The sequence below is a fragment of the Sphingobacterium sp. 40-24 genome (assembly GCF_001899705.1).
GTDB classification, from domain to species: domain Bacteria; phylum Bacteroidota; class Bacteroidia; order Sphingobacteriales; family Sphingobacteriaceae; genus Sphingobacterium; species Sphingobacterium multivorum.
Map to the genome: position 1 here is coordinate 66,166 of NZ_MKWH01000063.1, position 26,057 is coordinate 92,222.

Sequence of the window (26,057 nt, forward strand, 5' to 3'; positions counted from 1 at the left end):
CGGAACCCAGGGACAGAAATATCCTTCAGAAATAAATGTTGGCGCTATGGGTTTATAATTTTTTTTGATGGCTATACCGCAAAGCTCATGACCTTTTTCAAGAGGGTTGGAAATTGCCAAAATCGTACAACTATAAGCACATTGACAATTACAATTTTTACAGGCTTTATGATGTTTACAGAAAGCCTTTTTTTTGGAAGATTTAAATTTTGCACAACAATGGTCCTTTTTGTCAGTGGTAGCATCATCTTGGGTGTGACTGCTGTGTGCATTCATTTTATGGCAGGCAAAAGCGCCGGGTGCACTTAACAGAAAACCTAAGGTTAAAAAAAGTAGTATAAGTCGCTTAATTGCCATGTCAGTTCAAATATAGTCGTTTTGGGCAGAATCTGCTTCCTTTTTAACTTTTTTTGGCATTAAGGACTTTTTTATTCGCTCCATGTTATTTGGGTTCTGAGGGCCGAATAACATGGAGCGACGTTTGGAATTCTTTCTTTTTTTAAGCAAAAGAAGTACTTAAAATTTAAAACCAGAGAAGAAGCCTGGTTTTTTCCAGGTACGTTTATATTCATCAGCCAGAGGAGAGTGATCCGAATAGGAAAGCACTTCATCAAGTAAGCTGTGTGCTTTTTTCAGATTCCCAGTTTTATAGTTCACATGCGCTTCTGCCAATTTAACCGATTCGACATCATCGTCATAACCCCAATCGTGTTGGGCATAAATACCGTTGAAAACTTTGACGTATTTATCTACTTCGTTTATAGCTCCGTTTTCGGCCAAAAGTTCAATTCCGAATTTTAACCAAAGAACATAGTCATTAGGCTCCATGATCGATTGGACCCAGTTATCATGCTTTTGGAATGTTTCCTTACCTTCACTAAATTCCATAAGGTAATAATGGCTTTTAATGATGAGATAGAGTGTTTTTGCCTTGTCGAAATTGTCGATAATAAATTCCGGTTTATTTTTAAGATATTTCTGCGCAGCGATGTTCATGGCTTTGTAGTTGCTCTTTTCATTATATAGCTGCATCAACACATATTGAGGCTGGGCCTCGTGTGGATATTGTTTAGCCATTTGTTCGTAATAAGAGATGCGTTGCGCTAAACTATCCTGTTCGGTTATCTGATAGATAATATGCTCGATCCCATTCTTTGACGCTTCAAAGTCACGGTAGTGATATTCGTCTAAATTGGGATGATCAATATAGAATTTGTAAATAAACTCGAGAAGCTGTTGCGCCCGGGATTGAATGTCCGCTGTACGACCCAGTTGATATTCGACGTCGATTTGATGCATAAGCATGCGGTAACAAGGAGGAAATATGGCAGACTCCGTTTCTTCGTCCTCTTCGTCTTCTTCCGAAGTAAATTCTTGCTGCGCAAGAGTGGCTTCCAACGAGATCTGATAGGTGTCAAAGTACTGTTGAAGTACTTGCTCGAGACGTACGTAATCTTCCAAGGCTGACAAGGTATCGGCTCGGGTGAAATGAAGTTCTTCAAAGTCGGAATAGCTTAATCCTTCGGTTGCGATAGCGTAACAGGTTTCCAATTCACCGGCTTCTTTATAAGCTAAAGCTAGATTATTGCAATTCATGGCCCTATTGTGACTGCCTCCAAAATAGTCACTTTCGTATTTATTTTGTTCAAAATAGTCCTTGAAGGCGTCGTAGGCTTGACGGTAAAGTCCGAGGACGAGCAATTGTAGTGCAGACTGATCGACTGCGGTTAAGTTGTCCAGGGAGTGAATGAAATCAGATAGCATAACAGCTTCATTGTAACATTCACGGGGAAGGTCATTGAAAGTAGGGACCTGATCGTAAACTGTTCCATTGGCTTTAAAAGTGCATTCAACTAGACGTCGCCAGGATGTTGCGTTCCATTTCCGTTCGCCTACCATAGTCAGATATGGAATAGCAGCAGCATACTGTCCCTCGTCATAGAGATAGGCTGCGGCAAAATGGTAACCGACGTAAGAGTCAGGATAGGCGTCGATCAATTTGAGTGCATGGAGATAATAATAGTCAAGGGGGATTCCGATTTCTTCCGAGTAATTACGCTCAATGATAAGCTGATAGTAGAAGACCTCAGGGTGCTCATACCCCTCGGCAATCAATTCTTCAAATCGAGTATGCCATTTAACCAGCTCCTGATGGATATGCACGGCTGAGTTTTCCCCTTTGATGAGCTTAAGTAAAATCTGCAATGCTAGGTCGATTGCTTTGTTTTCGTAAGCAATTTCAGCAAGATCCACATAATTCATTTCATTGCTGCTGATGAAATGCTTAAAATCTGCTTCCATTAAAGCTAAAATATTGGATGTGTTGATCTGTTTTGTACGGTCGAGCAGATATATTTTCTTTATCCAAAAGAGGGAAAAATTATGATCAGAGGTTTCTCGTTCATCCTTGAATGTTTCTTTAACGAAATCAATACTCGCCTCCAAAGCTGGGAGCAACGCTGTATCATCCTGGAGTCCTTCGTAGATATTGGTTAAATAGTTGTGACCATATCCGGACATATTCGGGGAAGCGATTAATTTTTTTGCATATTCGATAAATAAACCTTTATTGTCTTCGGTAATATGGGATTTTGGCCGACCAATTTGCGCTAGTGTTGCTTGATTGTCTAAAACATAATTCAGTATATGATATAGAGTCGTTTCATTATTAGGTTCGATGGCCAATGCTTTTTGAAAATAGGGAATCATTTTTTCCTGAATCACATCGAAAATAGCTTCGTGGCCCTCATAAAATAGCTGATCGTGGTAGGCGATGGCGAGGTGTGTCCAAAGCGTCACATCTTGATCGTTTTGTCGTAGTTGATTTTCTCCTTCAATAATAAAGAGGTCTAGTTGTCCGCTGTAGAACAAATCATATATATTCTTTTCTTCCATTTATTAATTCTTGTATGTATTCAGTATATTGAAATCTGTTTAAAATACTATTTAGCTTTCGAAAGCTTTTCAAAGCCAATGCCGTTCCATAGAAATTCTTCACTCTTTTTTGTGACCCTAAAATTTGGATTTTCCGCATTATCGTCGATAACTTCTCCCTCTTCAATGTATTTATAGATAATCTGATTATTTTTTCCGTGTTCGGAAGGGAAAAGAATCTTTTCATCGTAATAGAACACACCAGCATCACTAACCGAATATCGGCTAGGAAGATCAACCAGCTGCCGTCCCGTCCAGGCCACATAGTTATATTCAGAGGGTATGCCACAAGCTTCGCCCAGAAATTCAATGCGGATGATGTGTTTGACATTTTGCAGCCCCATTGCTGGCAGCAATTTACTTTGGGAGAAGGTTTGTTCTGAATAGGCGAAAGGGAAGGTGTGTTCAGCTAGAAAATTTCCATTTGCGTCGATAAGCTTTACCCCGGTTGAGAAATGATCCTGTTCCTGTTCGTTGATACCTTTGGTGAAACGTTCAAAACCGTAAATATATTGCGAGCCGTCTGATGCGGTCTGTTTTCCGAGCGCTAATAGTCCAAGCCAAATAAATCCATTCTTTTTGCTGTTACCGTCGGAATAACTTATCTCATACCAAGGAGCATAAAAATTTTTTAGTGTATTTCCTTTGATGGGATTACTATTGATCGTAACGACATTTCCGACGGATAAAGAATCTACGATTGCTGCCTTTAGACTGGGTTGAGCACGGACGTAAGCTTTGGCTGCAAAAACAGTTGCTGACTGGCCCTTCTGTATGTTCCAAACGTTGAAATTATCGTCAAACTTTAAATTTTCCTGCGCTTTTAAGCAAAGTGGTCCGATGCTTAAAATAATAAAATAGCATCCAATTAACTTTTTCATTTTTCACTCTTCTTTCCTACAAAAATAGCTGAATTGGCCCATACCCCTTATCACTGGTTTCAGGTATTTTTTTGTATAGTGCCAGAAACGATATTTTATAATCCTTGAGTCATTTGCTACAAAAAATTGGATATGATGAAAAACAAAAATTATGAAAGAGAGCATTTTGAATATTTCAGGAATTGAAGGAGATTATTTATCTGCTGTGTGTCTTTTGGAAAAGACATTTTAGTTAATGCTGTTTTTAGGAATCCACTCCAATTCTTTACCGTTGTTTTTTCTACCAATGAAGCCTATCCCCGGCCAAGGCATATGAGATGTGAGCACAAGTGTCTGTTGTTGATAACAGCGATCAAGTATTTTTATCCGTGTATCCACAGCACGATCGAAGTCAATATCCCATTGAGTTCCCCAATGAGGCTGGGAAACTAGGATCGGTGAATGTATCAGATCAACAAGATTTGTAATTGCTCTATTGTCGGATTTTATTGTATAGATGATATGTCCTGGGGTATGCCCAGCTGCTGATTCTGTATGAATGCAGGTAAATAGTTGATCGCCCGGTTCAAATAGCTGTAATTTGACCTCAATAGCAACGAGTGTTTTTCGTATTAAATCGATGCTAGCTTGAGCAATTTCTGGATTTTCGCTTTTCGAAAAATCAGGACGATCTGACATCCAGAACTCAAATTCGGGTTTAGCCATGTAGTATGTTGCGTTTGGATAATTGGGTGAACCATCGGAATCCAATATGCCACCGATATGGTCGCGATGTGCGTGCGTAATGAGAATATCTGTTATCTTATTACAGTCAATATTCGCTAAAAGCAGACTTTCCATTAAATTTCCGGCTTTGTCGGTGTCATAATGTCCCTCACCAGTATCAATGAGTATGTATCGATTCTGTTGTTTAATCAGCATGATGATGATGGGTGCTTGGTAGATCTTTGTTGAAAGTGAAAGCCTTTGCAGTTCCATTTCGACTAGTTGAGACGGTATTTTTGGGGCAAGGGTAGGCTGTAATGTTTCTAATGTAAAATAACCATCTGTCAGGAGCACAAGTTCGAGCGTACCGAAGGGAATTTGTAGATGACCTGTTCTTTTAAGCTGTTTCATATTGCCAAAGTTGAACAAATTGCTTTTAACAATCTAATAGCGTTATGAAAATCAAACACAATGTAATAAATTGATAAAATATTTGCAATACTTATTGGGGCCTAAAGACTATACAACGATGTTCAGGAATGTAACTTGCCTTTTGTTCGTACCTGCTTCGTACCTTATTCGGATGCGATACAGATATTGTACAAATGCTGACCTGATTCCGACCAGACTCTGTACAGGAATTATCTGGTCGGAATTAGGTCAATAATTGTCGCCAGATTGTTCATCTCCGAAGGTGGTACGAACACAATACGAACACAACCCGAGGACGTCAGCCCTGGTGTTCTTGAACTGTCTTGTTCTCATGAACCGCTTTCTGCTGGGTTTTAAACAAGGTGCTGTTTTTGGTGCTGCCTTGGCGCCAGAAACAAAAAAAGCGCTTTCTGATTTCTCTGAAAGCGCTGTTGTCTGCGGAAGAGGCGGGATTCGAACCCGCGGTACCGTTTCCAGTACGACAGTTTAGCAAACTGTTCCTTTCGGCCACTCAGGCACCCTTCCTCGTTTTGACATTGCAAACATAAGGCAATTATTTGATTCTGCAAAGTCTAAATAATAAAAAAAATGCAAAAAAAATGTAACGTTGCAATAAGCGTTTGAAATTCAATTTGTTGTTTGACAATTAAAACTACATTGTTTTTTTGCTTAAATCGTAATCTACCCGAACATGGTAGATGCTTTTGAGCATTGCCTTAAAAATAACTGCCGATTCGGTGATATCTTTTAGCGTAATGTTACTATTATTGAACTGTCCCCGCATCAATTTATGTTCAATAATCTTATCGACAAGATTATTGATAGATTCTTCCGATGGTTCTTTTAACGCACGGGATGCGGCTTCGACCGAATCTGCCATCATGAGTACGGCTGTTTCCTTTGAAAAAGGAATAGGGCCGGGGTAGGTAAATAAAGACTCATCCACCAGTTTGTCGGGATTGTTCTTGACAAAAACGTTATAAAAATAGTCAACACGCGTCGTTCCGTGGTGTGTGCGGATAAAATCAAGGATCACGTCGGGCAATTGATGTTTTTTGGCAATATCGATCCCTTTGATGACATGTGATATAATAATCTGCGCACTTTGTTCCGGTGAAAGCTCGTCATGCGGATTTTTTTCTGTCTTCTGATTCTCGATGAAAAATTGAGGGTTTGTCAATTTTCCGATATCGTGGTATAGGGCTCCGGCGCGGACCAACAGTGGATTCCCGCCGATTTTGTAGATAGCGGCTTCCGCTAGATTAGCCACCTGTAGGGAGTGCTGAAAGGTTCCCGGAGCTTTAAAAGAAAGTTCCCGCAATAATTTGGAATTACTATTGGTAAGTTCCATGAGTGTGAGATCAGAGACAATGCCAAACAACTTTTCGAATGCATAGATCATCGGATAAGCCAATAAGGTGATCATGACGCTTACGAAAAAGGGAAGAAGGTCAGACCAGTAAATGGTGTCTATTGATCCGTTTCTGGTGACGACCAAGCCGATATAAGCAATCCAATAGGTGCCGAGGATGATAGCCGAGGAAATGAACAGCTGCTCCCGTTTGACCAATGTTTTAATACTATAGATCGCAACGATGCCCGCCATAAATTGCAGGAAGACAAACTCAAAACTATTTGGTACAAAAAGACCCGCCAGCAGCACCATCAACAGATGGATATTTAGCGCCACACGCGTATCAAATAGAATACGAATAATAATGGGGACGGCACAAAACGGCATATAATAGAGATTCGGTATCTTGATTTTAATGGCCCAGGATAGGACGCCGAGCATACCTATAATGACAATCATGATAATGACCAGCAATCTGTTGTTGAAATAGATGTCTTTGCGGAAAAGAAAAAGGAAAACCATTAGAATTGAAAGGGCGAGCGAGATGATTAGAAATTGCCCTAATGTCACATAATTTTGATTACCACTGATCTTGCCTTCATCTTCGTATACCTTCCGGAGCGATTCGAGTTTCTGGTAAGTTTCATTGGAAATTATTTTTTCTTTTTCGGCGATCAGTTCGCCTTTTTGGACTACACCCCGTGTCGCTGAAATATTAGCAATGGCATTCTGTTCCAAGGCTTCCGTCTGCTGGTCGTTATAAATATAGTTAATGGTAATATAGTTTTTTAAAGTCTCCTCGAGCCAGCTCTTTTGTTTTATTTTGGTCAATTTGGGCATGATCTCATCCATATACCCATAAGAGCTTTCGATGGTGTAACAGTCAGCCGTGTTTTTTTGACTGGCAACTTTGTCCTGGATCAGTGTGAAATTGTAATGCTTGGAAGCTGGAGATTTGTCATTGCTGCGGTTCTGAAACCGATTGTTCAATGAAAGGATGCCTTTGCCATAGAGATGGCTTAAGATGGCATTGCCGGCATTTCTATAATCCGCAATATTCTCATGTGTTGTATCCAGCTTGCTGCTTTGCCATTTTTCGGCCAGATCGGTATTGAACTGATCAATTTGCTCTTTGCTTGTCGTCGTATTGGCATTATAAATCGGTTGAATCGTGTTCAAGATACTTTTCTTGTCCGCATTCAATTCTTCCTGCGTTTTTAATATGGCAAAATTATAAGGTGATATCAGATTCTCATGATTCCATACTTTTCCCTTTTGGAATTCATAGCGAAAACGAGGCTGTTTGGGAAGGAATATACAGATCAGAATAATAGTGATAAGTATTAATCCAATTTTTCGGACGAGGTTCTCCGTTGTATTTAATTCTCTTTTGTACTTTATTTTTAGTCTTCCCACTGTGAGCTATATTTTTAATATAATGTTAATATACAAATGTAGTTATAATTTATTTTCTGCAGCTTCTGCCAATTGTCGTTTGTAGGTATTAAATCGGGTAAATGCTGTGATGAACAAAAAATACTTGTTATCTTTGCAAAAAAAATACAACATGTCAACAAAATCACATCTAATTGCACCATCCGTTCTTGCTGCAGACTTTGCAAAATTATACGATGATATCATCATGGTAAACAACAGTGAGGCAGATTGGTTTCATATTGATATTATGGACGGGGTTTTCGTTCCAAATATCTCTTTTGGATTTCCAGTTATGCAGGCTATTGCAAAACATGCTGCTAAACCTTTGGATGTACATTTGATGATTGTTGACCCCGATCGTTATCTGCAAGTATGTAAAGATTCGGGTGCTGAGATCATTACAGTGCATTACGAAGCATGTACACATTTGCATCGTACAATAGCTGCTATAAAAGAATTGGGATGTAAAGCTGGTGTCGCATTGAATCCACATACACCGGTTGCTCTATTAAAAGATGTTCTTGCAGATTTAGACTTGGTGTGTATTATGTCTGTTAATCCAGGGTTCGGTGGTCAGAAATTTATTCCGAATACCTACGCCAAGGTGCAGGAACTAAGGACGATGGCACAAGGCGTGAATGATGGACTGCTGATTGAAATCGATGGGGGAGTAACGACTGCGAATGCAGCACAGTTATTGAAAGCGGGAGCAGATGTTTTGGTGGCAGGTTCATTTGTCTTCAACGCGACAGATCCTTTGGAAACTGTGAAAGCATTAAAAGACATTGATATAACTGTAGAAAGTATATAAAAGGAAAAGGTGATTTGATAATATAAATCACCTTTTTTTTTGAAAGAAATAAATGCAAAATAGTGGATTGCAAAGAAAGATAGCGGGATTGCATAAGTTCTGTTTAGAACAATTCCAAATTGATTTAAATAAATGGAATGCATGCGTTTAAAGTTGGATTTTCACTATTTTTGTAATTAGTCATACAAGTTGATTTACGACAAATGAATCAACTTCAAAACATGAAGTGGAAGGGTTAATTTGTGATTTGTTAGGGGGACCCGATAGATGGCGTATTAGCTTAATTATATAACAGACATGGTGGCGTAGAAAGATAATGTGTTTTTATGCTGCCCATAAAATAGAAAGATAGATATCTATGAGTATTTACAACGATTACGTACAAGAGGTTGTAGAACGAGAAGGCCAAGGATTACATCCTAAGCCTATTGATGGAGCAGAATTACTAAGTGAGGTAATTGCTCAGATTAAAGATTTAAACAATGAAAATAGAGCTGAATCTTTAAGATTGTTTATTTACAACACGTTGCCGGGTACTACGCCTGCAGCGGGTGTTAAAGCACAATTTCTGAAGGAAATTATTTTGGGTCAATCAGTTGTTGCTGAAATTACACCTGATTTTGCTTTTGAATTGTTGTCACATATGAAGGGTGGTCCTTCGATCAGGGTCTTATTGGACCTGGCTTTGGGCACAGACCTAGCTATTGCAAAACAGGCGGCTGAGGTTCTTAAAACACAAGTTTTCTTATACGACGCAGATACTGCTCGTTTGAAAGAAGCTTTTGAGCAAGGCAATGAAGTTGCGAAAGATATTTTAGAAAGCTATGCAAAAGCAGAGTTTTTTACGAAACTGCCTGAGGTTGCTGAGGAAATTCAAGTGGTTACTTTTATCGCTGGTGAAGGTGATATCTCGACAGATTTATTGTCGCCAGGTAACCAGGCACACTCGCGTTCAGATCGTGAATTACATGGAAAATGTATGATCACACCTGAAGCACAGCAACAGATCGTTGAATTACAGGCGCAACACCCTGGTAAAAGCGTTATGTTAATCGCTGAGAAAGGAACAATGGGAGTGGGGTCATCTCGTATGTCGGGTGTAAACAACGTTGCACTATGGACCGGTAAACAAGCGAGCCCTTACGTTCCTTTTGTCAACATTGCACCAATTGTTGGTGGTACGAATGGTATCTCACCAATTTTCTTGACAACAGTGGACGTGACCGGAGGTATCGGTATAGACCTTAAAAACTGGGTGAAGAAAGTGGATGAAAATGGTAACGTAATCCGTAATGAGAAAAACGAGCCAATTCTTGAAGAAGCTTATTCTGTTGCTACAGGTACTGTCTTAACAATTAATACCAAGACTAAAAAATTATATAACGGCGAGCAGGAGCTAATCGATATTTCGAAAGCTTTGACTCCTCAAAAAATGGAATTTATTAAAGCAGGTGGTTCTTATGCTATTGTCTTTGGTAAAAAGATCCAAACTTTTGCAGCGGAAACTTTAGGTATTCAAGCGCCAGCAGTATTTGCCCCTTCAAAAGAAATTACAATTGAAGGCCAGGGTCTAACGGCAGTGGAGAAAATCTTCAATAAAAATGCGGTAGGTGTAACGCCAGGTAAGGTATTACATGCTGGTTCTGACGTGCGTGTGAAGGTGAATATCGTTGGCTCGCAAGATACGACAGGTTTGATGACTGCGCAGGAATTAGAAGCGATGGCTGCTACAGTAATTTCGCCTACAGTAGATGGGGCTTATCAATCAGGTTGTCATACTGCATCGGTATGGGATAAAAAAGCACAAGCCAATATTCCTAAATTGATGAAATTTATGAATGATTTTGGATTGATCACTGCACGCGACCCTCAAGGGGTGTACCATTCGATGACAGACGTTATTCATAAGGTATTAAATGATATTACCATCGATGAGTGGGCAATCATTATCGGAGGTGATTCACATACCCGTATGTCTAAAGGTGTTGCTTTTGGTGCTGACTCCGGTACGGTGGCGCTAGCTTTAGCGACAGGTGAAGCTTCTATGCCAATTCCTGAATCGGTCAAAGTTACGTTTAAAGGCAGTATGAAAGAACACATGGATTTCCGTGATGTGGTTCATGCGACACAAGCGCAGATGTTGCAACAGTTTGCCGGTGAAAATGTGTTCCAAGGTCGAATTATTGAGGTTCATATCGGTACGCTTTTAGCGGATCAGGCATTTACTTTTACAGACTGGACTGCAGAAATGAAAGCGAAAGCTTCTATTTGTATTTCACAGGATAATACGCTGATCGAATCATTGGAAATCGCTAAAAACCGTATCCAGATTATGATCGATAAAGGCATGGAAAACAAAAACAATGTTTTGCAGGGCTTAATTGACAAAGCGAACAAACGTATTGAGGAAATTAAATCTGGTGCTAAGCCTGCTTTAACTCCAGACACCAATGCGAAGTATTACGCTGAAGTTGTTATTGATCTGGATATTATCGAAGAACCGATGATCGCCGACCCGGATGTGAATAATGCAGATGTTTCGAAACGTTATACACACGATACAATTCGCGATCTTTCTTACTATGGTGGAAACAAAAAGGTGGATTTAGGTTTCGTCGGTTCTTGTATGGTTCACAAAGACGATTTGAAGATCGTATCGAAGATGTTGAAAAACATTGAACAGCAAAAAGGTGTTGTTACGTTTGAAGCGCCTTTGGTCGTTGCAGCGCCAACATACAATATCATTGATGAGCTAAAAGCGGAAGGCGATTGGGAATTCTTACAAAAGTACTCTGGATTTGAATTTAGCGATGCTTTACCAAAAAGTACTGCGCGTACTGAATACGAGAATATTATGTATTTGGAGCGTCCTGGTTGTAACCTTTGTATGGGTAACCAGGAGAAAGCAGCTAAAGGTGACACGGTAATGGCTACGTCAACCCGTTTATTCCAAGGACGTGTCGTTGAAGACAGAGATGGTAAAAAAGGGGAGTCTTTATTAGCATCAACTCCGGTTGTTGTTCTTTCAGCGATTTTGGGCCGGATTCCGAATATTGAAGAATATAAAGCTGCTGTGGAAGGCATTAACTTAACGAAGTTTGCGCCTATTCCAACAAAATAATTAGTGATAGGGTTTAGTAACTTAATTAAACAACATAAATTAGAGAGATATGGCTTTTGATATAGATATGATTAAAAAGGTCTATAGCCAATATGATGAGCGCATTTCTGCTGCTCGTCAGGTGGTTAACAAACCTTTGACTTTATCTGAGAAAATTTTGTATGCCCACCTTTGGGATGGCAATGCTACTGAGGATTACAAACGTGGCGTTTCTTACGTTGATTTTGCTCCAGATCGCGTTGCTATGCAGGATGCAACTGCACAGATGGCATTATTGCAATTTATGCAAGCTGGGCGTCCAAAGGTAGCGGTTCCTTCTACTGTACACTGTGATCACCTGATTCAGGCGAAAGAGGGTGCGGATAAAGATTTGGCTCGTGCTAAAAGCGAAAGTTCTGAAGTATTCAACTTTTTGAGTTCTGTATCCAATAAATATGGTATCGGTTTTTGGAAACCCGGAGCTGGTATTATTCACCAAGTCGTTTTGGAAAACTATGCGTTTCCAGGCGGTATGATGATCGGTACAGACTCGCATACGGTGAATGCCGGTGGTTTAGGTATGGTTGCGATCGGTGTGGGTGGTGCTGATGCGTGTGATGTGATGGCAGGTTTACCTTGGGAACTTAAATTCCCGAAACTGATCGGTGTAAAATTAACGGGTAAGTTGAGTGGATGGGCGGCAGCAAAAGATGTGATCCTCAAAGTCGCGGGTATTTTGACTGTAAAGGGTGGAACTGGTGCCATTGTCGAGTATTTTGGCGAAGGTGCGGAGTCGCTATCGTGTACAGGTAAGGGAACCATCTGTAACATGGGTGCTGAAATTGGTGCAACAACCTCAACTTTCGGTTATGACGAATCGATGGAACGTTATCTGCGCGCTACGGGTCGTGCCGAAGTAGCTGATGCGGCCAATGCTATAAAACAGCATTTGACTGCGGATGCTGAGGTCTATGCTGACCCAGAACAATATTTTGATCAGTTAATTGAAATCAATCTGTCTGAATTAGAGCCTTCTCTAAACGGTCCTTTTACGCCAGATTTGTATACTCCGGTTTCACGCATGCGTGAAGAAGCAACGAAAAATGGCTGGCCTCTGCAAGTTGAATGGGGATTGATCGGTTCATGTACAAACTCTTCCTATGAAGACTTGTCACGTGCGGCTTCTATTGCAAGACAGGCTGTTGATAAAGGGCTTATCACAAAAGCTGAATTCGGTATTAATCCAGGGTCAGAGCAAGTGCGTTTTACGGCTGATCGCGATGGTTTGCTGAAAACTTTTGAAGATCTCAATGCGACAATTTTTACAAATGCATGTGGTCCATGTATCGGTATGTGGGATCGTGTAGGGGCCGATAAACAAGAGAAAAATACAATCGTTCATTCTTTCAATCGTAACTTTGCAAAACGTGCAGATGGTAATCCAAATACCTATGCATTTGTTGCATCGCCAGAATTGGTAGCTGCAATTGCAATTTCTGGTGATTTGGGTTTCAATCCGGTAACTGATACCTTGATAAACAACAAGGGTGAACAAGTGAAGCTGGATCCACCTGTGGGGGATGAGTTGCCAACAAAGGGATTTGCGGTAGATGACCCAGGGTACCAAGCGCCAGCTGCTGATGGTAGTTCGGTGGTGGTTGATGTAGCACCTACTTCTGATCGTCTTCAATTGTTGGAGCCTTTTGCTCCATGGGAAGGTACAGATTTGAAAGGGTTGAAACTATTGATTAAGGCGAAAGGTAAATGTACTACTGACCATATTTCTATGGCTGGTCCTTGGTTGAAATACCGTGGTCACTTGGATAATATCTCAAATAACATGTTGATTGGCGCCTTGAATTTCTTCAATGAGAAGACTGATAGCGTTAAAAATCAACTTACAGGCGAATATGGTCCTGTTCCTGCAACACAGCGGGACTATAAAGCACACGGTATTGGTTCAATTGTGGTCGGTGATGAAAACTACGGTGAAGGTTCTTCCCGCGAGCATGCTGCGATGGAACCTCGTCATTTAGGTGTTCGTGCTGTTTTAGTTAAGTCTTTTGCCCGTATTCACGAAACAAACCTGAAAAAACAAGGTATGTTGGGATTAACGTTTGCAAATAAAGACGATTATAACAAGATTCAGGAGAATGATACCATTGATATTATCGGTCTGACAGAATTTGCTCCAGGTAAACCATTAACGCTTGTGTTACATCATGCTGATGGTACTTCGGAAGAGATTTTGGCGAATCATACCTACAATGCGCAACAAATCGAGTGGTTTAAAGCCGGTGGAGCTTTGAATATCATCCGCAAAAATCAAGGATAATAATTCTTTAGAAATAAAATGAAAAGCTGCTTTCCTGGAAATGGGAAGCAGCTTTTTTTTGAAAGTGTCTGATGTTATTCGACAGAAAGAACTTGCTAGTTTGCTTTAACTGCTCTCGGTGCTTGAGAAGTCAAGAAGGTTTGTTTTTTAAATCGAATGACATTTCTGTGATCTTCGTCATATTTTACCAATTTCCACTGTTTTTATTTGCTTATAAAATAGAATGCCGGTACTTTTGCCCAACGTTTTTAGCACCGATATGAGAAAAATATTTTTAACGATTGGAGCACTTGCACTAAGTGTTTCTGCCTTATTTGCCCAAGAAAATCCTGAGATAGGAAAAAGCATTTTCAAACCGAAAAATTTGAGAACAGAGAGTAACAAGGGCAAATTCTTCTTCTTTTGGGGGTACAACTTCTCTTCTTACGCGAAATCAGATATTCATTTTACGGGACCTAATTATGATTTTATTCTGCATGATGTAAAAGCGGGTGACAGGCCAACTAAATTTGGTTCAACGTATTTTGATCCAAGCAGACTGACTATTCCGCAATTTAATCTGCACTTTGGTTATTATATCAAGGATAATTATTCCATTTCATTGGGATGGGACCATATGAAATATGTGGTCGATATTCCGCAACAGGTGAAAATTTCGGGTTTTATCGGTGAAGAGATTTCTAACCCTGGTATTCCGACAGGAAATCGCGCTGGTCAATATAACGGTGAATTGATTACTGTAGACTCCGCCATGCTGACATTTGAACACACCGATGGCTATAACTTTGCCTCAGTAGGGCTAGAGCGTTATGACGACATCATCAATAACCGCAAGGGTCAACAGGTATTGACGATGGAATCGGGTGTGGATGTAGGCTTATTGATTCCTCGTTCCGACGTACATCTTTTTGGTGAAGGAGCCAACCATTTTTGGAACATTGCAGGGTATGGCGCTTCGGCAAAAGTTGGTTTGCACTACCGTTTTTATAAAGGACTCTATCTTCAGGGGAATTTCAAAACGGGCTGGACTGATTTAACAAACATTCGTACAACTGGAAGAAGAGGCGTAGATAAAGCCTCTCAACAAATATGGTTTTTTGAAAATTACTGGGCTTTGGGCTTTAGGTTTTAAAATATATTCGATACAAAAAAGGCTACTTTAAAGTAGCCTTTTTTGTATATTCTTTTTATATCCTATTTCATCTTCTATAAACGTCTCAGCTAAATGTCGCTCAGTTTGAAAATATCCTTTACCCGAATACCTTTTTCAGTACGCTGAAGTGTACAGCATTCATGTATCGGATCGTGTTCGAAAAATAAGATGTATTCATTATCGACGATCTCATTCCAATAGCTGTTGCGTTCCTCCATGGTCACGAGAGGTCTAACATCATAGCTCATAACATAAGGAATGGGGATATGTCCCACCGATGGCAATAGATCCGCCATATAGAGGATCGTTTTGCCTTTATACAGTATCTGAGGCAGCATCATCGCTTCTGTATGACCGTGTGCATAACGGATAGCAATATTGCTTCCGAAAGGATTTTGGTGATCTTCGACAAATTTTAATTGCCCACTCTCTTGTATTGGTAAAATGTTCTCTTTTAAGAAAGAAGCTTTTTCGCGTGGATTAGGATCGGTAGCCCAAGACCAATGGTCGCTATTGCTCCAAAAATGAGCATTTTTAAAAGCCGGAACGAGTTGTTCACCTTGGCGGGCGATAGCGCCACCACAATGATCGAAATGCAGGTGTGTAAGGATGACATCGGTGATATCACTTCTGTCAAACCCACTATTTTTTAATGATTTATCCAGCGTTGCATCGCCATGAAGATAATAATAGCTGAAGAATTTTTCATTTTGTTTGTCTCCCAATCCTGTATCGACCAGCATTAAACGATTACTGTCCTCGATGAGGAGCAGGCGGTTTCCCCAGGTACACATATTGTTTGAGTCGGCCGGGTTTGTTTTGTTCCAGATACTCTTGGGGACAACGCCAAACATTGCACCGCCATCAAGTTTGAAAAATCCCGTTTCTATGGCATGTAATTTCATTCGCAGATGATATGTCTTTTAATGATCTGTTTTTACCTTATTAATATTTGTAAAGCTTGGAACAATTTACGAAAAATATGTGATATTTTTTGATGGTGATAAATTGATGTGCTAAAAAAATATGCTAAAAAGTTTAATTTTTTTTACCTCTATAAGTTGCTGTTAATGAGTGTTTTGTTTTTGTGTTTTTTGTACAATAAGCTTGATTTTTAGGTAATTAAGTTTTGTTTTTAGCGAAAAATGCCTTTAAATTTGGGCACATTTTAAAACAAACAAAAAATATGAAAAAGGGTAACATTGGAAACGCGCCTGATTTGAAATATTTAAAAATTGATAGTACAAAAAATGTATTTTATCAATTGCCTGTTTCTGAATTGGTCGAACATGCCTTAGCAAATCACGAAGGTCGACTTTCTGATACGGGAGCGCTAGCTGCTGATACAGGGAAATTTACTGGAAGATCGCCAAAAGATCGGTTTCTGGTCGAAGATTCTTTAACTAAAGATAGCGTTTGGTGGGGAGAGATCAATCAACGAATGTCTCCGGCTAATTTCGAAGCACTACTCTCGAAAGTAGCGGCTCACTTAAGTGATCAAATCATCTATGTAAGAGATTGTGCTGCAGGGGCTGATCCAGCTTATCAAATAGATTTACGTGTTGTTACGGAAACAGCTTATCAAAGTATATTTGCCAATAACCTGTTTCTACGGCCGGAGCCAAATCCAGATGCCCAGCCAGCCTGGTCGATTTTAGCCGCTCCGACGCTGCTTATCGATGAGCCGCATCAATATGGCATTATCAACGAAAATTTTGTCGCGATTGACTTTACAAAAAAGATAGTACTGATTGCAGGGACCGGTTACACGGGGGAGATTAAAAAGAGCATTTTTTCAATATTGAACTTTATTTTGCCATTCCAGCATAATGTGCTTTCTATGCACTGCTCGGCGAACACTTCGAAGGAAGGGGAGACAGCGTTATTTTTCGGACTTTCAGGTACAGGGAAAACGACCCTGTCGGCTGATAGAAACAGAAAGTTGATTGGTGATGATGAGCATGGATGGAGCGAAAGGGGAATATTCAATTTCGAAGGCGGCTGCTACGCCAAATGTGTAGGGTTGTCAGAAGACAAAGAACCTGAGATCTTTCACGCAATTCGTTTTGGGGCTCTCCTTGAAAATGTTGTGTTGGATGAATTTGATCGACCTGATTATAACGATATTAGCAAGACAGAGAATACGAGGGTATCCTATCCCATCGATTTTATGGAAAATGCCGAAATAAATGGAATTGGCAATGAACCAGAAAATATTTTTTTCCTTACAGCAGATGCTTTTGGTGTACTTCCTCCCATTTCATTGTTGACCACCGATCAGGCGGTATATCATTTTGTCAGTGGTTATACAGCAAAGGTTGCCGGTACAGAGGTCGGGATAAAGGAGCCTACAGCAGCATTTTCAACCTGTTTTGGACAGGCATTTTTACCGCTCCATCCTTCAAAATATGCGGCCTTGCTGCGTTCGAAACTAGAGCAAAATCGTAACATCAAAGTTTGGCTAGTGAATACAGGCTGGATTGCTGGTCCTTACGGAATAGGTAGACGTATTAAGCTGAATTATACACGATCGCTAATTCGCGCGGCCATGGACGGTTCACTACTGGAATCTCAGTTTAATAAGCATGATATTTTTGGATTGGAATATCCAACGAGCTGTGGAGAGCATGTTCCTGCACAAATTTTAGATGCACGCGGTTTATGGAACAATGATGAGGCTTATGACATGCAAGCAAAACGCTTGGCGAAGCTGTTCATTTCGAATTTTGAAAAATTCAATAATGAAATGCCGGACTCCGTGCTGGCCGCAGGACCTAAAATCGAAACTACGATACTTGTATCTTAATTCGTTTTAATATTATAAAAAAACAGGAGGAAATACTTTTCCTCCTGTTTTTTTATAATGATACCTTACCAGACCGACAGTCATTTAGTCGTGTTTTGTAACGAAAGAATCTATTTTTTCCTGCTCACTTCCAACAAGCGCATTGATAATCAGTTTGAAGGACGCTAAGCGGGCCTTTTTCTTGTTATCTTTGGTAATTTCTAACCAAGGCGATTTTTTGGTGCTTGTCTTTTTAAATAAATCTTCAATATAACCCGTATAAACATCCCATTTCTCCTGCGCCTGCTCGTCCAGCACACCGATTTTCCATTGTTTTAGGATATCTTCTTTTCGCTCTTTTAATCTTTCGGCCTGCTCTTCTTTGCTGATATTCAGGAATAATTTGATAAGGATGATGCCATCGTCGATTAACTGCTTCTCAAATTCAGGAACTTGGTTCATAAACAGCTCGTGCTGTTCCTTGGTGCAAAATCCAAATACTGGTTCAACAACAGCTCTGTTATACCAGCTGCGGTCGAAAATCACAATTTCCCCAGCATTGGGGAGCTGTTTGATATATCGTTGAAAATACCATTGTCCAGCTTCCTCCTCGGTTGGTTTAGGCAATGCAACAACGCGCACCTTTTTGGGATTCAGGTATTGGGTTACACGGCCAATTGTACCGCCTTTACCCGCAGCGTCCCTGCCTTCAAAAATAATCAGTACTCGTTTTCCTTTTTCAATGATTTCATATTGAAGTTTTAAGAGCTTGACTTGGAGCTCGTAAAGCTCCTTTTCATAATCGTAAACATCATTGAATTTTTTTATCTCCAGAATGCCATGCTGTTCCAGATAGTTTAAAACATCTTTGTTTTCGTAGATCTTCTGAAGTTCATTTAAATCGTATTCTGCCATATGCTATTGATTTATACGTTCGTTTTCCTAAAGTTACTTATTGAATTGTTAAAAAACGTCAAATTTCATATAATTCCGAATGGGATGTGTAATAATAAGCTCTTCACTTACGTTTAGAATTCTAAACAGCAAAAAAGGCTGTTTGCATAAATAAGACTTTTCATAAATTTAGGTTAATAATTGGTTAGGTTAGCTCGGAGTTCCCCACTTCGAGCTTTTTTGTCGGATGGGGGATCGCTTCAAGAGTACGAAAAAATACGATTCTGTTCCCGCTTAATTGAGCTGATCCTCCGTTTATTCTAAATGTTAAAAAATGTTAAATGGCATCTATTCTTATAATGAATTCAAAAATGCGACGTTTTCATTACAAATACTTTTCATAAAATAGGTTAATATATGGCTAACGAAAGCTCAGAGTTCCCCACTCTGGGCTTTTTATTTTTCAGGTCCCATTTTCGACTTAAAGGCTTTTTTTGACTTAAGTCAATGTTAGCTTTTTGATCCGTAGCATATTTGTACTCGAAATATAGTTGTGTGGGGGGGGCAGTCATAAAAAAGTTGCATTACAGATGCGTGGTACAGCACTTGGAGCTTGTGTTGCATTGGTGGATTTGCCTCTACGAATGGCAGGGGCATTGGCGGGATTAGTAGCGGGCCCGTTTGGTTATCAGTCGGTTTATTTATTGGGGGAATCAGCTGTCTGCTCGCTATCCTTATATTGATCTGCGACATGAAATAAGCTCAGAGCAATTCACTGTTTGTTGCAGTAAAGAGTCTCATTAAAGTCGGGCGGAACTTAAATCGATATATATAAAATAAGACGGACCAGATGTACATCCGGTCCGCCTTATTTATTGTGTATTTTGCTGCGCTCTAGGCAACTTCTCTTAGATCTACTGCTACTACACGGGATACACCTTGTTCCACCATGGTTACTCCATAGATGATGTCTGTACTTGCAATCGTTTTCTTATTGTGTGAGACTACGATAAATTGTGAATTTTTCGAAAAATCCCGGATAATATTGTTGAACTTATCAATATTCGTATCATCTAAAGGAGCGTCCACCTCATCGAAGATACAAAATGGTGCCGGTTTAGAAAGATAGAGTGAGAATAAGAGAGCTGTTGAAGTCAAGGTCTTTTCACCACCCGAAAGCTGATTGATAGACAGCGGCCTTTTCCCTTTGGGTCTTGCAATAATGTCGATATCTGAATCCAACGGATTGCTCGGGTCTGTGAGTACCAGGTCACAGCTGTCTTCTTCGTTAAATAGCGAACGGAATACTTTAACGAAGTTATTCCTCACGGCATCAAATGTAAACATAAACTGAACCTGAGCGGTATCGTCAATTTCTTTTATTGTTGCCATCAAGGATCCTTTTGCTTCAATTAAATCAGCTTTCTCTTTGTTAATGAAATCATAGCGTTCGTTCATCTCGTCGAAAGCCTCTTTTGCCATCAGATTGATCGTTCCAAATTCATCAAGCTGTTTCTTGAGTTTGCTACATTTGGTTGCCAATGTCGCTTGATCTTCTGTGATCTCAGGCGCATCTTCACGGTCAATTAGATCTTTCAATTCAATGTTGAATTCAACGGAAAGGCGTTCTTTTAAGGCATTGAGGTCGATCTGCAGACCTGTTTTTTTATCTTTGATCTCTGAAATAAGAAAGTCACTCTGCTCTTTTGAACGACGCTGCTGTGTCAGGGCGTCTTCGAGATTATTGATTTTCTGCTTATCTGCATAGTAGTTGTCTTCCAATTCTTTAAGACCATCTTCTAAAGCAATCTTCTGCTCATACATGGCAATAAGATCCCGATCTTCTTCATCTTCAAATGGAATGGTTGTTCTTAACGCTTCTTGCACTTCAACTAATTCTGCACTGTTTCGCTCCAGACGGAGTTCGTGGTCATCCTTCTGCGTCTCTCTAAATTCGAGATCTTTCGTGATATTGGAAACTTTGTTTAACTGTTGATGATAAGCGATATTCTCTTGATTGTATGCGGTCGATTTTTCGTTAAGTATTTCAGCTATTTCATGGAACTGGTCCTGTAAAGTCGATAATTCGGCGATACTCTGTTCTTTTTCCTGGCGCAGCTCCTGAAGCTGTGGCTCGGCAATCCTTAAATCTGATTCTATACTTTCAATTTTCTCCTGAATATCTTTTTTACGGGCCTGGGAGTTATTGATGAAGGCTTGATATTGCTCTTGCTTTGTTTTGACAGTAATTAATTCATTATTCAGTCTATTGAGCTGAAAACGAAGCTCATCGATTAACTCTTTCTGCGAATTGCCGCGTAGTACATCCAAGCGAGCTGTTTCGGCGGTTATTTTATCTTCAAGTTTTGCTATTTCCTGATTTAAGGTTTTGATCTCTTGGGATAACACTTCGAGGTTTTTCGCTCTTCCGATACGTTTGCCCTCAAATAATCCCACGGAACCACCAGAAAGACCCAAATGATGTTTCGAAAAACGTCCATTTTTTTGCAGAATCACCTGTCCCAGAGCAGGTAGCTTTTCATCCAGTTCTTTTTCATTGTCATGTTTAAGAATAAAGACCTGCTGGAGCAGCATCGTACATAAAGCCTTGTACTTTTCGTCTACTGTAATCACATCCAACGCAGACATCAAATTGTCATTTGGTGCAGGGGCAGCGCTTGGCGAGTGTGTTATGGCATCTAAAACAAAGAAATTAGCTCTTCCTTTTGCGGCATCGCTCAATAGCTGAATTGCTTGAACAGCATCTTGTTGTGTTTCGACAACATAGTGATTCATTATAGGCTCTAGATAGTTCTCAATAGCCACGCGATAATCTTCCTGACAGAAAAGGACATCTGATAGGAGCGGAGGTTGCTTTTTCCATCCTGCATTTTTCTTGAGGAACCGAATGGAATCGGGGAAACCTTCTAAATTATCAACAAGAGATTTCGTGAGGTTGTATTCGTTTTGTTTGGCATCTACCAGACGGAGGTCTTTGGCAAGCTGGGCCTTAAGTTCTTCTAGGTTTGCCTGGCACTGACTGATCTGTCCTTGGAGCTCTTCTTCCAGCTGGTTTGCTGAGTCATACTGTAACTGCTGTGCTTCCACACGGCCTTCCAGTTCAGTAACAGCAGAATTAAACTGCTGCAATTCGGCTTCTTTTGCTTCTGTATCTACACTATTGCGAACAGATTCTTGGAGGAGGGCTTCTTTCTGAATGGTAAATACGGCAAGATCTTTTTCTAATTTGTAGATTTTTGCCTGTAATTCAGCATTACTCTTATTAAAAAGATCAAGCTTTCCCTTTGCCGATTGTTGCTGTCCCCTCAGTTCGTCGACTTCGGATTTATCCGATTCAAGATTCGTTTTTAACGAATCGAGTTTATTTTGTTCATCAAACAATTCTTCATTCAGTCGTTTGATGGTGTAGAGTACATGATTAAGCTGTTGTTTATCACTGTTGATATCGAGGTTCAACCGGTTCTCTTTATCTTGAAGATTTTTGACCTTTTCGTTTTTGATCTTCTTTTCCGATTCATAACCTCGGATTTTATTGACAAATTCCTGCGTTGTTTTTTGCTGTACCGAAAGGTTTTTTTCTTGTTCCAAATTTGTCTGGCGGAGTGATTGGAGTTCCGTTTCCGCATTCAGAATACTTTGATGTGCATTGGCAGCATCTTTCTGAACCTTGGATTCTTGTGTTTGAAGTCTTTCCAATTCAGTCGAGAAATCTGCTATTTTATAATAAGCCAAATCTATACTGCTTTGGCGGTATTCTGCTTTAAGTGAGGTATATTTTTCAGCTTTTTTAGCTTGATTTTCTAATGATTTGAGGTTCTTTGTGATTTCGTAAAGCAAGTCATCTACACGGCTAAGATCGGCCTCAGTATCTCTCAGCTTTGCCAAAGTCTGTTTTTTACGAACTTTATACTTAGAGATTCCAGATGCTTCTTCGAAGAGGTTGCGACGTGAATTATCTTTATTATTGATAATTTCATCAATCATTTTCAATTCGATGATCGAATAGCTGTCCGCACCAACTCCGGTATCCAGGAACAGATCTGTGATATCTTTTAAACGACATTTGACATCATTCAATCGATATTCACTATCGCCGTTGCGAAACAGCTTCCGCGTGACGGTTACTGTCGAGAATTCCGTTGGCAAAATATTATTGTTGTTGTTGAAGGTCAGCGAGACCTCTGCAAGGTTTGCCGGTTTTCTATTTTTCGTTCCATTGAAGATAATATTTTCCATCTTATCGGAGCGAAGCATCTTTGTGCTCTGCTCTCCCAGCACCCAGCGTATGGCGTCGACCACATTGGACTTCCCACATCCATTGGGGCCAACAATCGCTGTGACACCATCATTGAAGTTGATCGTGATCTTGTCTCCGAAACTTTTAAATCCTTTAATTTCTAGTTTGGTTAACTGCATTTATACCAAATTTGTTTGTCGTTATAAGCTTGCGAAAATAGTAAAATTAAACAATAATTTTTCCTTTCTTTATTCACATTTTCCTGTTTCAGGATCACATGAAGGGCCTTCTTCGCCTCTGCGTTCAAGCGGTGTTGGCTGACTGGCCAAGCATTCATTTATGGTGTTGTGAAAGACTTCCATGGGCTGTGCTCCGGGGATAGCATATTTTCTGTCAAATACAAAGAAAGGGACACCTCGGAGTCCTAAGCTGACACCTTCTTGAATATCCTGTGCAACATCATAAGCATATTCATCAGATTCCAATAAGTTTTTTACCTCCTGAGCGGAAAGATGCTCTTGCGCAGCAATCGTGCTGAGCACCTCGTTGTTATTTACATCAAGACCATCCGTAAAATGAGCTTTAAATAAGGCTTTCTTGATCTGAGTGCCTTTTTGTTGCGCTTGGGCAAAATGTATCAGACGATGTGCTTTTTTTGTATTTACAACGATTGCTTTTTCAAAGTTCAGATCAATACCCAGCTCTTTTCCTTGTGCACTGAGCTGTGAGGTCATCGCAACGACATCGTCCATACTCATGCCTTTCGTTTGAACGAGGTAATCGTAGGTTGGCATTGCTGGAGCATCTTCGGGATAATCAGGGTTAAGCTGATACGATTTCCAGATGATTTTAGCGGATGGCTTACTTGTGGACTCCTGAAGAGCTAGTTCAAGCTTTGTCAGACCAATATAACAAAAAGGACAAATGATGTCCGACCAAATTTCTATTTTCATATTTCTTTTTTTACTGCGTATATTGTAATCAAAAATACATATAATAACGATGATTATCTGTTTACATTGTTGCATGGATGTAAACAAGTGTTTCAAGTATTTGTATAACTATGGTGGAGAAAGCTTTTTTAAATCGTAAAGTTACCCTTGTTCTGGGCGGGGGTGGTGCAAGAGGCCTGGTGCATATTGGTATTATTCGACGTCTTGAAGAGCTGGGCTACGAAATCGATGAGGTGGTAGGTTGTTCAATAGGAGCGCTTGTCGGTGGTATCTATGCACAGGGGAAGATGGATGTTCTGGAAGAATGGATGCAGCGCCTGACGAAGAAATCGGTCTTTAATATGATGGATTTTAGCTGGAAGGGACTGGGGATGATGAAGGGGATCAAGGTGTTTAACGCCTTGAAATCTGTGATTCCGGATGCTAATATTGAGACTTTCCCTATTTTGTTTAAAGCCGTTGCGACAGATCTAAACTACGAAAAGGAGGTTGTGCTGGACTTTGGAAGTATGTATGATGCCATTCGGGCGTCGATTGCCATTCCCGCGGTGTTTACAGCTGTAGAAGACGACAATCATGTCTATGTTGATGGCGGGGTACTCAATCCATTGCCTATAAATCATGTCACCAAGAAAGAGAACCTAATCATAGCGGTTAATCTGGAATCTAAACCGGATAAACAATATTCTGTTATCAAAAAACTGGATACAAGGACTTCGAATTCGTTGGATATACTCCAAGCGTCATACTATGTGATGCGCAGGAAAATGAGCCGTATGATTGTTGATTTATACCGGCCCGATGTGGTGGTGGACATTCCCTATAATATCTGTAACCTTTGGGATTATCACCGCTCTGAATTTTTGGTCCAGAAGGGGCGGGAATATATTGACAAAGCATTAAAAAACAAAGCCAAAGCAAAGTAGTTTAGGACGATCAAGGGACTACTTTGCTTTGGCTGTACATGGTTTCTCTGGCATTGAGATACACTGAAACTGATATTTTTATTCTAAGCGAACCATGCGAAGTATTTGTTAAAACAAATTGGGGTAATCGCTAATAATGCCATCAACTTTCACGGCTTTTAGTTGCTCGATTTCTTCTTTCGTATTGACTGTCCAAGGAATGACCTTGATACCAGCTTTGTGACACTGCTTGACATAATCGCTTGTTACTATTTTATGATGCGGACTTATAATAAAAGGCGTAAAACCCAAAGCTGCAATTGTTTGCTCAATACTTTTTGTATGGTTTGCATCAATAAGATAAGAAACTTTGATTTGAGGATATGCTTTGTGCAGATAGTTAATGGCTCTGCTATCAAACGATTGAATAACGGTTCGCGCAGCAATTTTTTTATCGGTGATTACCTGTACCATAAGATCCACAAATTCTTCAACCCTTGGATGGAAAATACCATCTTTATCTTCCTTACTTTTCACTTCGATATTGTAAAACATCGGCGCTTTCCTTTTTAGATTTGCGTAGGCTTCAGTACTATCAATAAGGTCTGCTAGTTTTGCTATACGTGTAACCTGTTTTTTTTGTTCAGGAAACTCTTTGTAAAATTTCGATCCGATATCGTACTTAACCAGATCTTTATAAAGCATATCGTAAATTCTCAACGGTTTGTCCTTGTCAGAAATTTCGGTGCCATTGGGTTTCAATACAAACTTCGGGTTAAGGTAATCGTCGTGAAAGACAACAACCTTACGGTCTTTGGTAATATGACAATCCATTTCCAGTGTTGTCACCTTTGCAAAATCTATTGCATTTTTCATGGCAGCGATAGATTCTTCAGGGTATAGGCCGCGGCCACCACGATGCGCTTCCAAGCTAAGTTTAGGGAAATTGTCTGAAGTTGATTTTGCTGAATCTTTCATAACTGAACAAGATGCAAATGGTAATAACGTGCCCCAAAAGGCAATTCTGAGAAGACTTCTTTTCATTATTAAAATATTTAAACAAAATAGCGGAGTTGTTATATATTGCCCTTTTGAATAAGCGAATATACATATATATTTT

General features: G+C 39.9%; 16 protein-coding genes and 1 tRNA gene. 7 read left to right on the forward strand and 10 right to left on the reverse strand.

All coding sequences use genetic code 11. The features are described 5' to 3' along the window. Window positions 1-516: 516 nt before the first annotated feature. From BGP15_RS23765 to BGP15_RS23785, 5 genes are all read right to left on the reverse strand, one after another. Entirely contained in the window at window positions 517-2,895 is a 2,379-nt protein-coding gene (locus BGP15_RS23765; protein ID WP_115048998.1) for a hypothetical protein, read from the reverse strand. Between the two features lie 47 nt (window positions 2,896-2,942). Beyond that, window positions 2,943-3,815 (reverse strand): SH3 domain-containing protein, encoded by an 873-nt coding sequence (locus tag BGP15_RS23770; protein WP_070561108.1) that lies wholly within the window; start codon window positions 3,813-3,815, stop codon window positions 2,943-2,945. Window positions 3,816-4,043: 228 nt separating this feature from the next. Continuing rightward, window positions 4,044-4,931 (reverse strand): MBL fold metallo-hydrolase, encoded by an 888-nt coding sequence (locus tag BGP15_RS23775; protein ID WP_115048996.1) that lies wholly within the window; start codon window positions 4,929-4,931, stop codon window positions 4,044-4,046. Between the two features lie 459 nt (window positions 4,932-5,390). Next, window positions 5,391-5,477 (reverse strand) — tRNA-Ser (locus BGP15_RS23780). A gap of 127 nt (window positions 5,478-5,604) precedes the next feature. Beyond that, window positions 5,605-7,722 (reverse strand): HD family phosphohydrolase, encoded by a 2,118-nt coding sequence (locus BGP15_RS23785; protein WP_115048835.1) that lies wholly within the window; start codon window positions 7,720-7,722, stop codon window positions 5,605-5,607. A 151-nt stretch (window positions 7,723-7,873) separates the two neighbouring features. Here BGP15_RS23785 and rpe point away from each other — a divergent pair, with 151 nt between their 5' ends. The 4 genes from rpe (at window position 7,874) to BGP15_RS23805 (ending at window position 15,121) form a co-directional block, all read left to right on the forward strand. Then, window positions 7,874-8,554, forward strand: a complete 681-nt coding sequence (gene rpe / locus BGP15_RS23790; protein WP_070561105.1) for a ribulose-phosphate 3-epimerase — start codon at window positions 7,874-7,876, stop codon at window positions 8,552-8,554. A gap of 358 nt (window positions 8,555-8,912) precedes the next feature. Continuing rightward, window positions 8,913-11,675, forward strand: coding sequence for a bifunctional aconitate hydratase 2/2-methylisocitrate dehydratase (locus BGP15_RS23795; RefSeq protein WP_070561104.1), 2,763 nt, complete (start codon window positions 8,913-8,915; stop codon window positions 11,673-11,675). Window positions 11,676-11,724: 49 nt separating this feature from the next. Beyond that, window positions 11,725-13,989: an aconitate hydratase gene (locus BGP15_RS23800; RefSeq protein ID WP_070561103.1), complete on the forward strand. Its 2,265-nt coding sequence runs from the start codon at window positions 11,725-11,727 to the stop codon at window positions 13,987-13,989. Window positions 13,990-14,248: 259 nt separating this feature from the next. Continuing rightward, a complete protein-coding gene (locus BGP15_RS23805) occupies window positions 14,249-15,121 on the forward strand; it encodes a hypothetical protein (protein ID WP_046672928.1) in 873 nt (290 codons plus the stop codon). An 89-nt stretch (window positions 15,122-15,210) separates the two neighbouring features. Here the strand turns inward: BGP15_RS23805 and BGP15_RS23810 are convergent, their stop codons facing one another. Continuing rightward, entirely contained in the window at window positions 15,211-16,047 is an 837-nt protein-coding gene (locus BGP15_RS23810) for an MBL fold metallo-hydrolase (protein ID WP_112376373.1), read from the reverse strand. A 281-nt stretch (window positions 16,048-16,328) separates the two neighbouring features. Between BGP15_RS23810 and pckA the strand changes: the two genes are divergently transcribed. Beyond that, window positions 16,329-17,948: a phosphoenolpyruvate carboxykinase (ATP) gene (gene pckA / locus BGP15_RS23815; protein WP_070561208.1), complete on the forward strand. Its 1,620-nt coding sequence runs from the start codon at window positions 16,329-16,331 to the stop codon at window positions 17,946-17,948. Window positions 17,949-18,032: 84 nt separating this feature from the next. Here the strand turns inward: pckA and ppk2 are convergent, their stop codons facing one another. Then, window positions 18,033-18,842, reverse strand: coding sequence for a polyphosphate kinase 2 (gene ppk2, locus BGP15_RS23820; protein ID WP_046672869.1), 810 nt, complete (start codon window positions 18,840-18,842; stop codon window positions 18,033-18,035). 569 nt (window positions 18,843-19,411) lie between these two features. Here ppk2 and BGP15_RS23825 point away from each other — a divergent pair. Beyond that, on the forward strand, window positions 19,412-19,564 hold the full coding sequence (locus BGP15_RS23825; protein ID WP_286770847.1) for a hypothetical protein: 153 nt from the start codon (window positions 19,412-19,414) through the stop codon (window positions 19,562-19,564). Between the two features lie 151 nt (window positions 19,565-19,715). On the opposite strand, the gene smc is transcribed toward BGP15_RS23825, so the two are convergent. Beyond that, on the reverse strand, window positions 19,716-23,258 hold the full coding sequence (gene smc / locus BGP15_RS23830) for a chromosome segregation protein SMC (RefSeq protein WP_115048833.1): 3,543 nt from the start codon (window positions 23,256-23,258) through the stop codon (window positions 19,716-19,718). 69 nt (window positions 23,259-23,327) lie between these two features. Next, complete coding sequence (locus BGP15_RS23835) at window positions 23,328-24,032, reverse strand: DsbA family oxidoreductase (RefSeq protein ID WP_159332947.1); 705 nt, start codon at window positions 24,030-24,032, stop codon at window positions 23,328-23,330. A 110-nt stretch (window positions 24,033-24,142) separates the two neighbouring features. Between BGP15_RS23835 and BGP15_RS23840 the strand changes: the two genes are divergently transcribed. Beyond that, entirely contained in the window at window positions 24,143-24,958 is an 816-nt protein-coding gene (locus BGP15_RS23840) for a patatin-like phospholipase family protein (RefSeq protein ID WP_070561100.1), read from the forward strand. A gap of 108 nt (window positions 24,959-25,066) precedes the next feature. Here the strand turns inward: BGP15_RS23840 and BGP15_RS23845 are convergent, their stop codons facing one another. Next, entirely contained in the window at window positions 25,067-25,981 is a 915-nt protein-coding gene (locus tag BGP15_RS23845) for a glycerophosphodiester phosphodiesterase family protein (protein ID WP_070561099.1), read from the reverse strand. Window positions 25,982-26,057 lie beyond the last annotated feature (76 nt).

Coding starts and splice junctions, on each gene's coding strand:
- pckA (WP_070561208.1), top strand. CDS start 16,329: ATGAAAAAGGGTAACATTGGAAACGCGCCTGATTTGAAATATTTAAAA.
- BGP15_RS23775 (WP_115048996.1), bottom strand. CDS start 4,931: ATGAAACAGCTTAAAAGAACAGGTCATCTACAAATTCCCTTCGGTACG.
- BGP15_RS23845 (WP_070561099.1), bottom strand. CDS start 25,981: ATGAAAAGAAGTCTTCTCAGAATTGCCTTTTGGGGCACGTTATTACCA.
- BGP15_RS23765 (WP_115048998.1), bottom strand. CDS start 2,895: ATGGAAGAAAAGAATATATATGATTTGTTCTACAGCGGACAACTAGAC.
- ppk2 (WP_046672869.1), bottom strand. CDS start 18,842: ATGGCAGAATACGATTTAAATGAACTTCAGAAGATCTACGAAAACAAA.
- BGP15_RS23770 (WP_070561108.1), bottom strand. CDS start 3,815: ATGAAAAAGTTAATTGGATGCTATTTTATTATTTTAAGCATCGGACCA.
- BGP15_RS23825 (WP_286770847.1), top strand. CDS start 19,412: ATGCGTGGTACAGCACTTGGAGCTTGTGTTGCATTGGTGGATTTGCCT.
- BGP15_RS23840 (WP_070561100.1), top strand. CDS start 24,143: ATGGTGGAGAAAGCTTTTTTAAATCGTAAAGTTACCCTTGTTCTGGGC.
- BGP15_RS23795 (WP_070561104.1), top strand. CDS start 8,913: ATGAGTATTTACAACGATTACGTACAAGAGGTTGTAGAACGAGAAGGC.
- rpe (WP_070561105.1), top strand. CDS start 7,874: ATGTCAACAAAATCACATCTAATTGCACCATCCGTTCTTGCTGCAGAC.
- BGP15_RS23835 (WP_159332947.1), bottom strand. CDS start 24,032: ATGAAAATAGAAATTTGGTCGGACATCATTTGTCCTTTTTGTTATATT.
- BGP15_RS23810 (WP_112376373.1), bottom strand. CDS start 16,047: ATGAAATTACATGCCATAGAAACGGGATTTTTCAAACTTGATGGCGGT.
- BGP15_RS23805 (WP_046672928.1), top strand. CDS start 14,249: ATGAGAAAAATATTTTTAACGATTGGAGCACTTGCACTAAGTGTTTCT.
- smc (WP_115048833.1), bottom strand. CDS start 23,258: ATGCAGTTAACCAAACTAGAAATTAAAGGATTTAAAAGTTTCGGAGAC.
- BGP15_RS23800 (WP_070561103.1), top strand. CDS start 11,725: ATGGCTTTTGATATAGATATGATTAAAAAGGTCTATAGCCAATATGAT.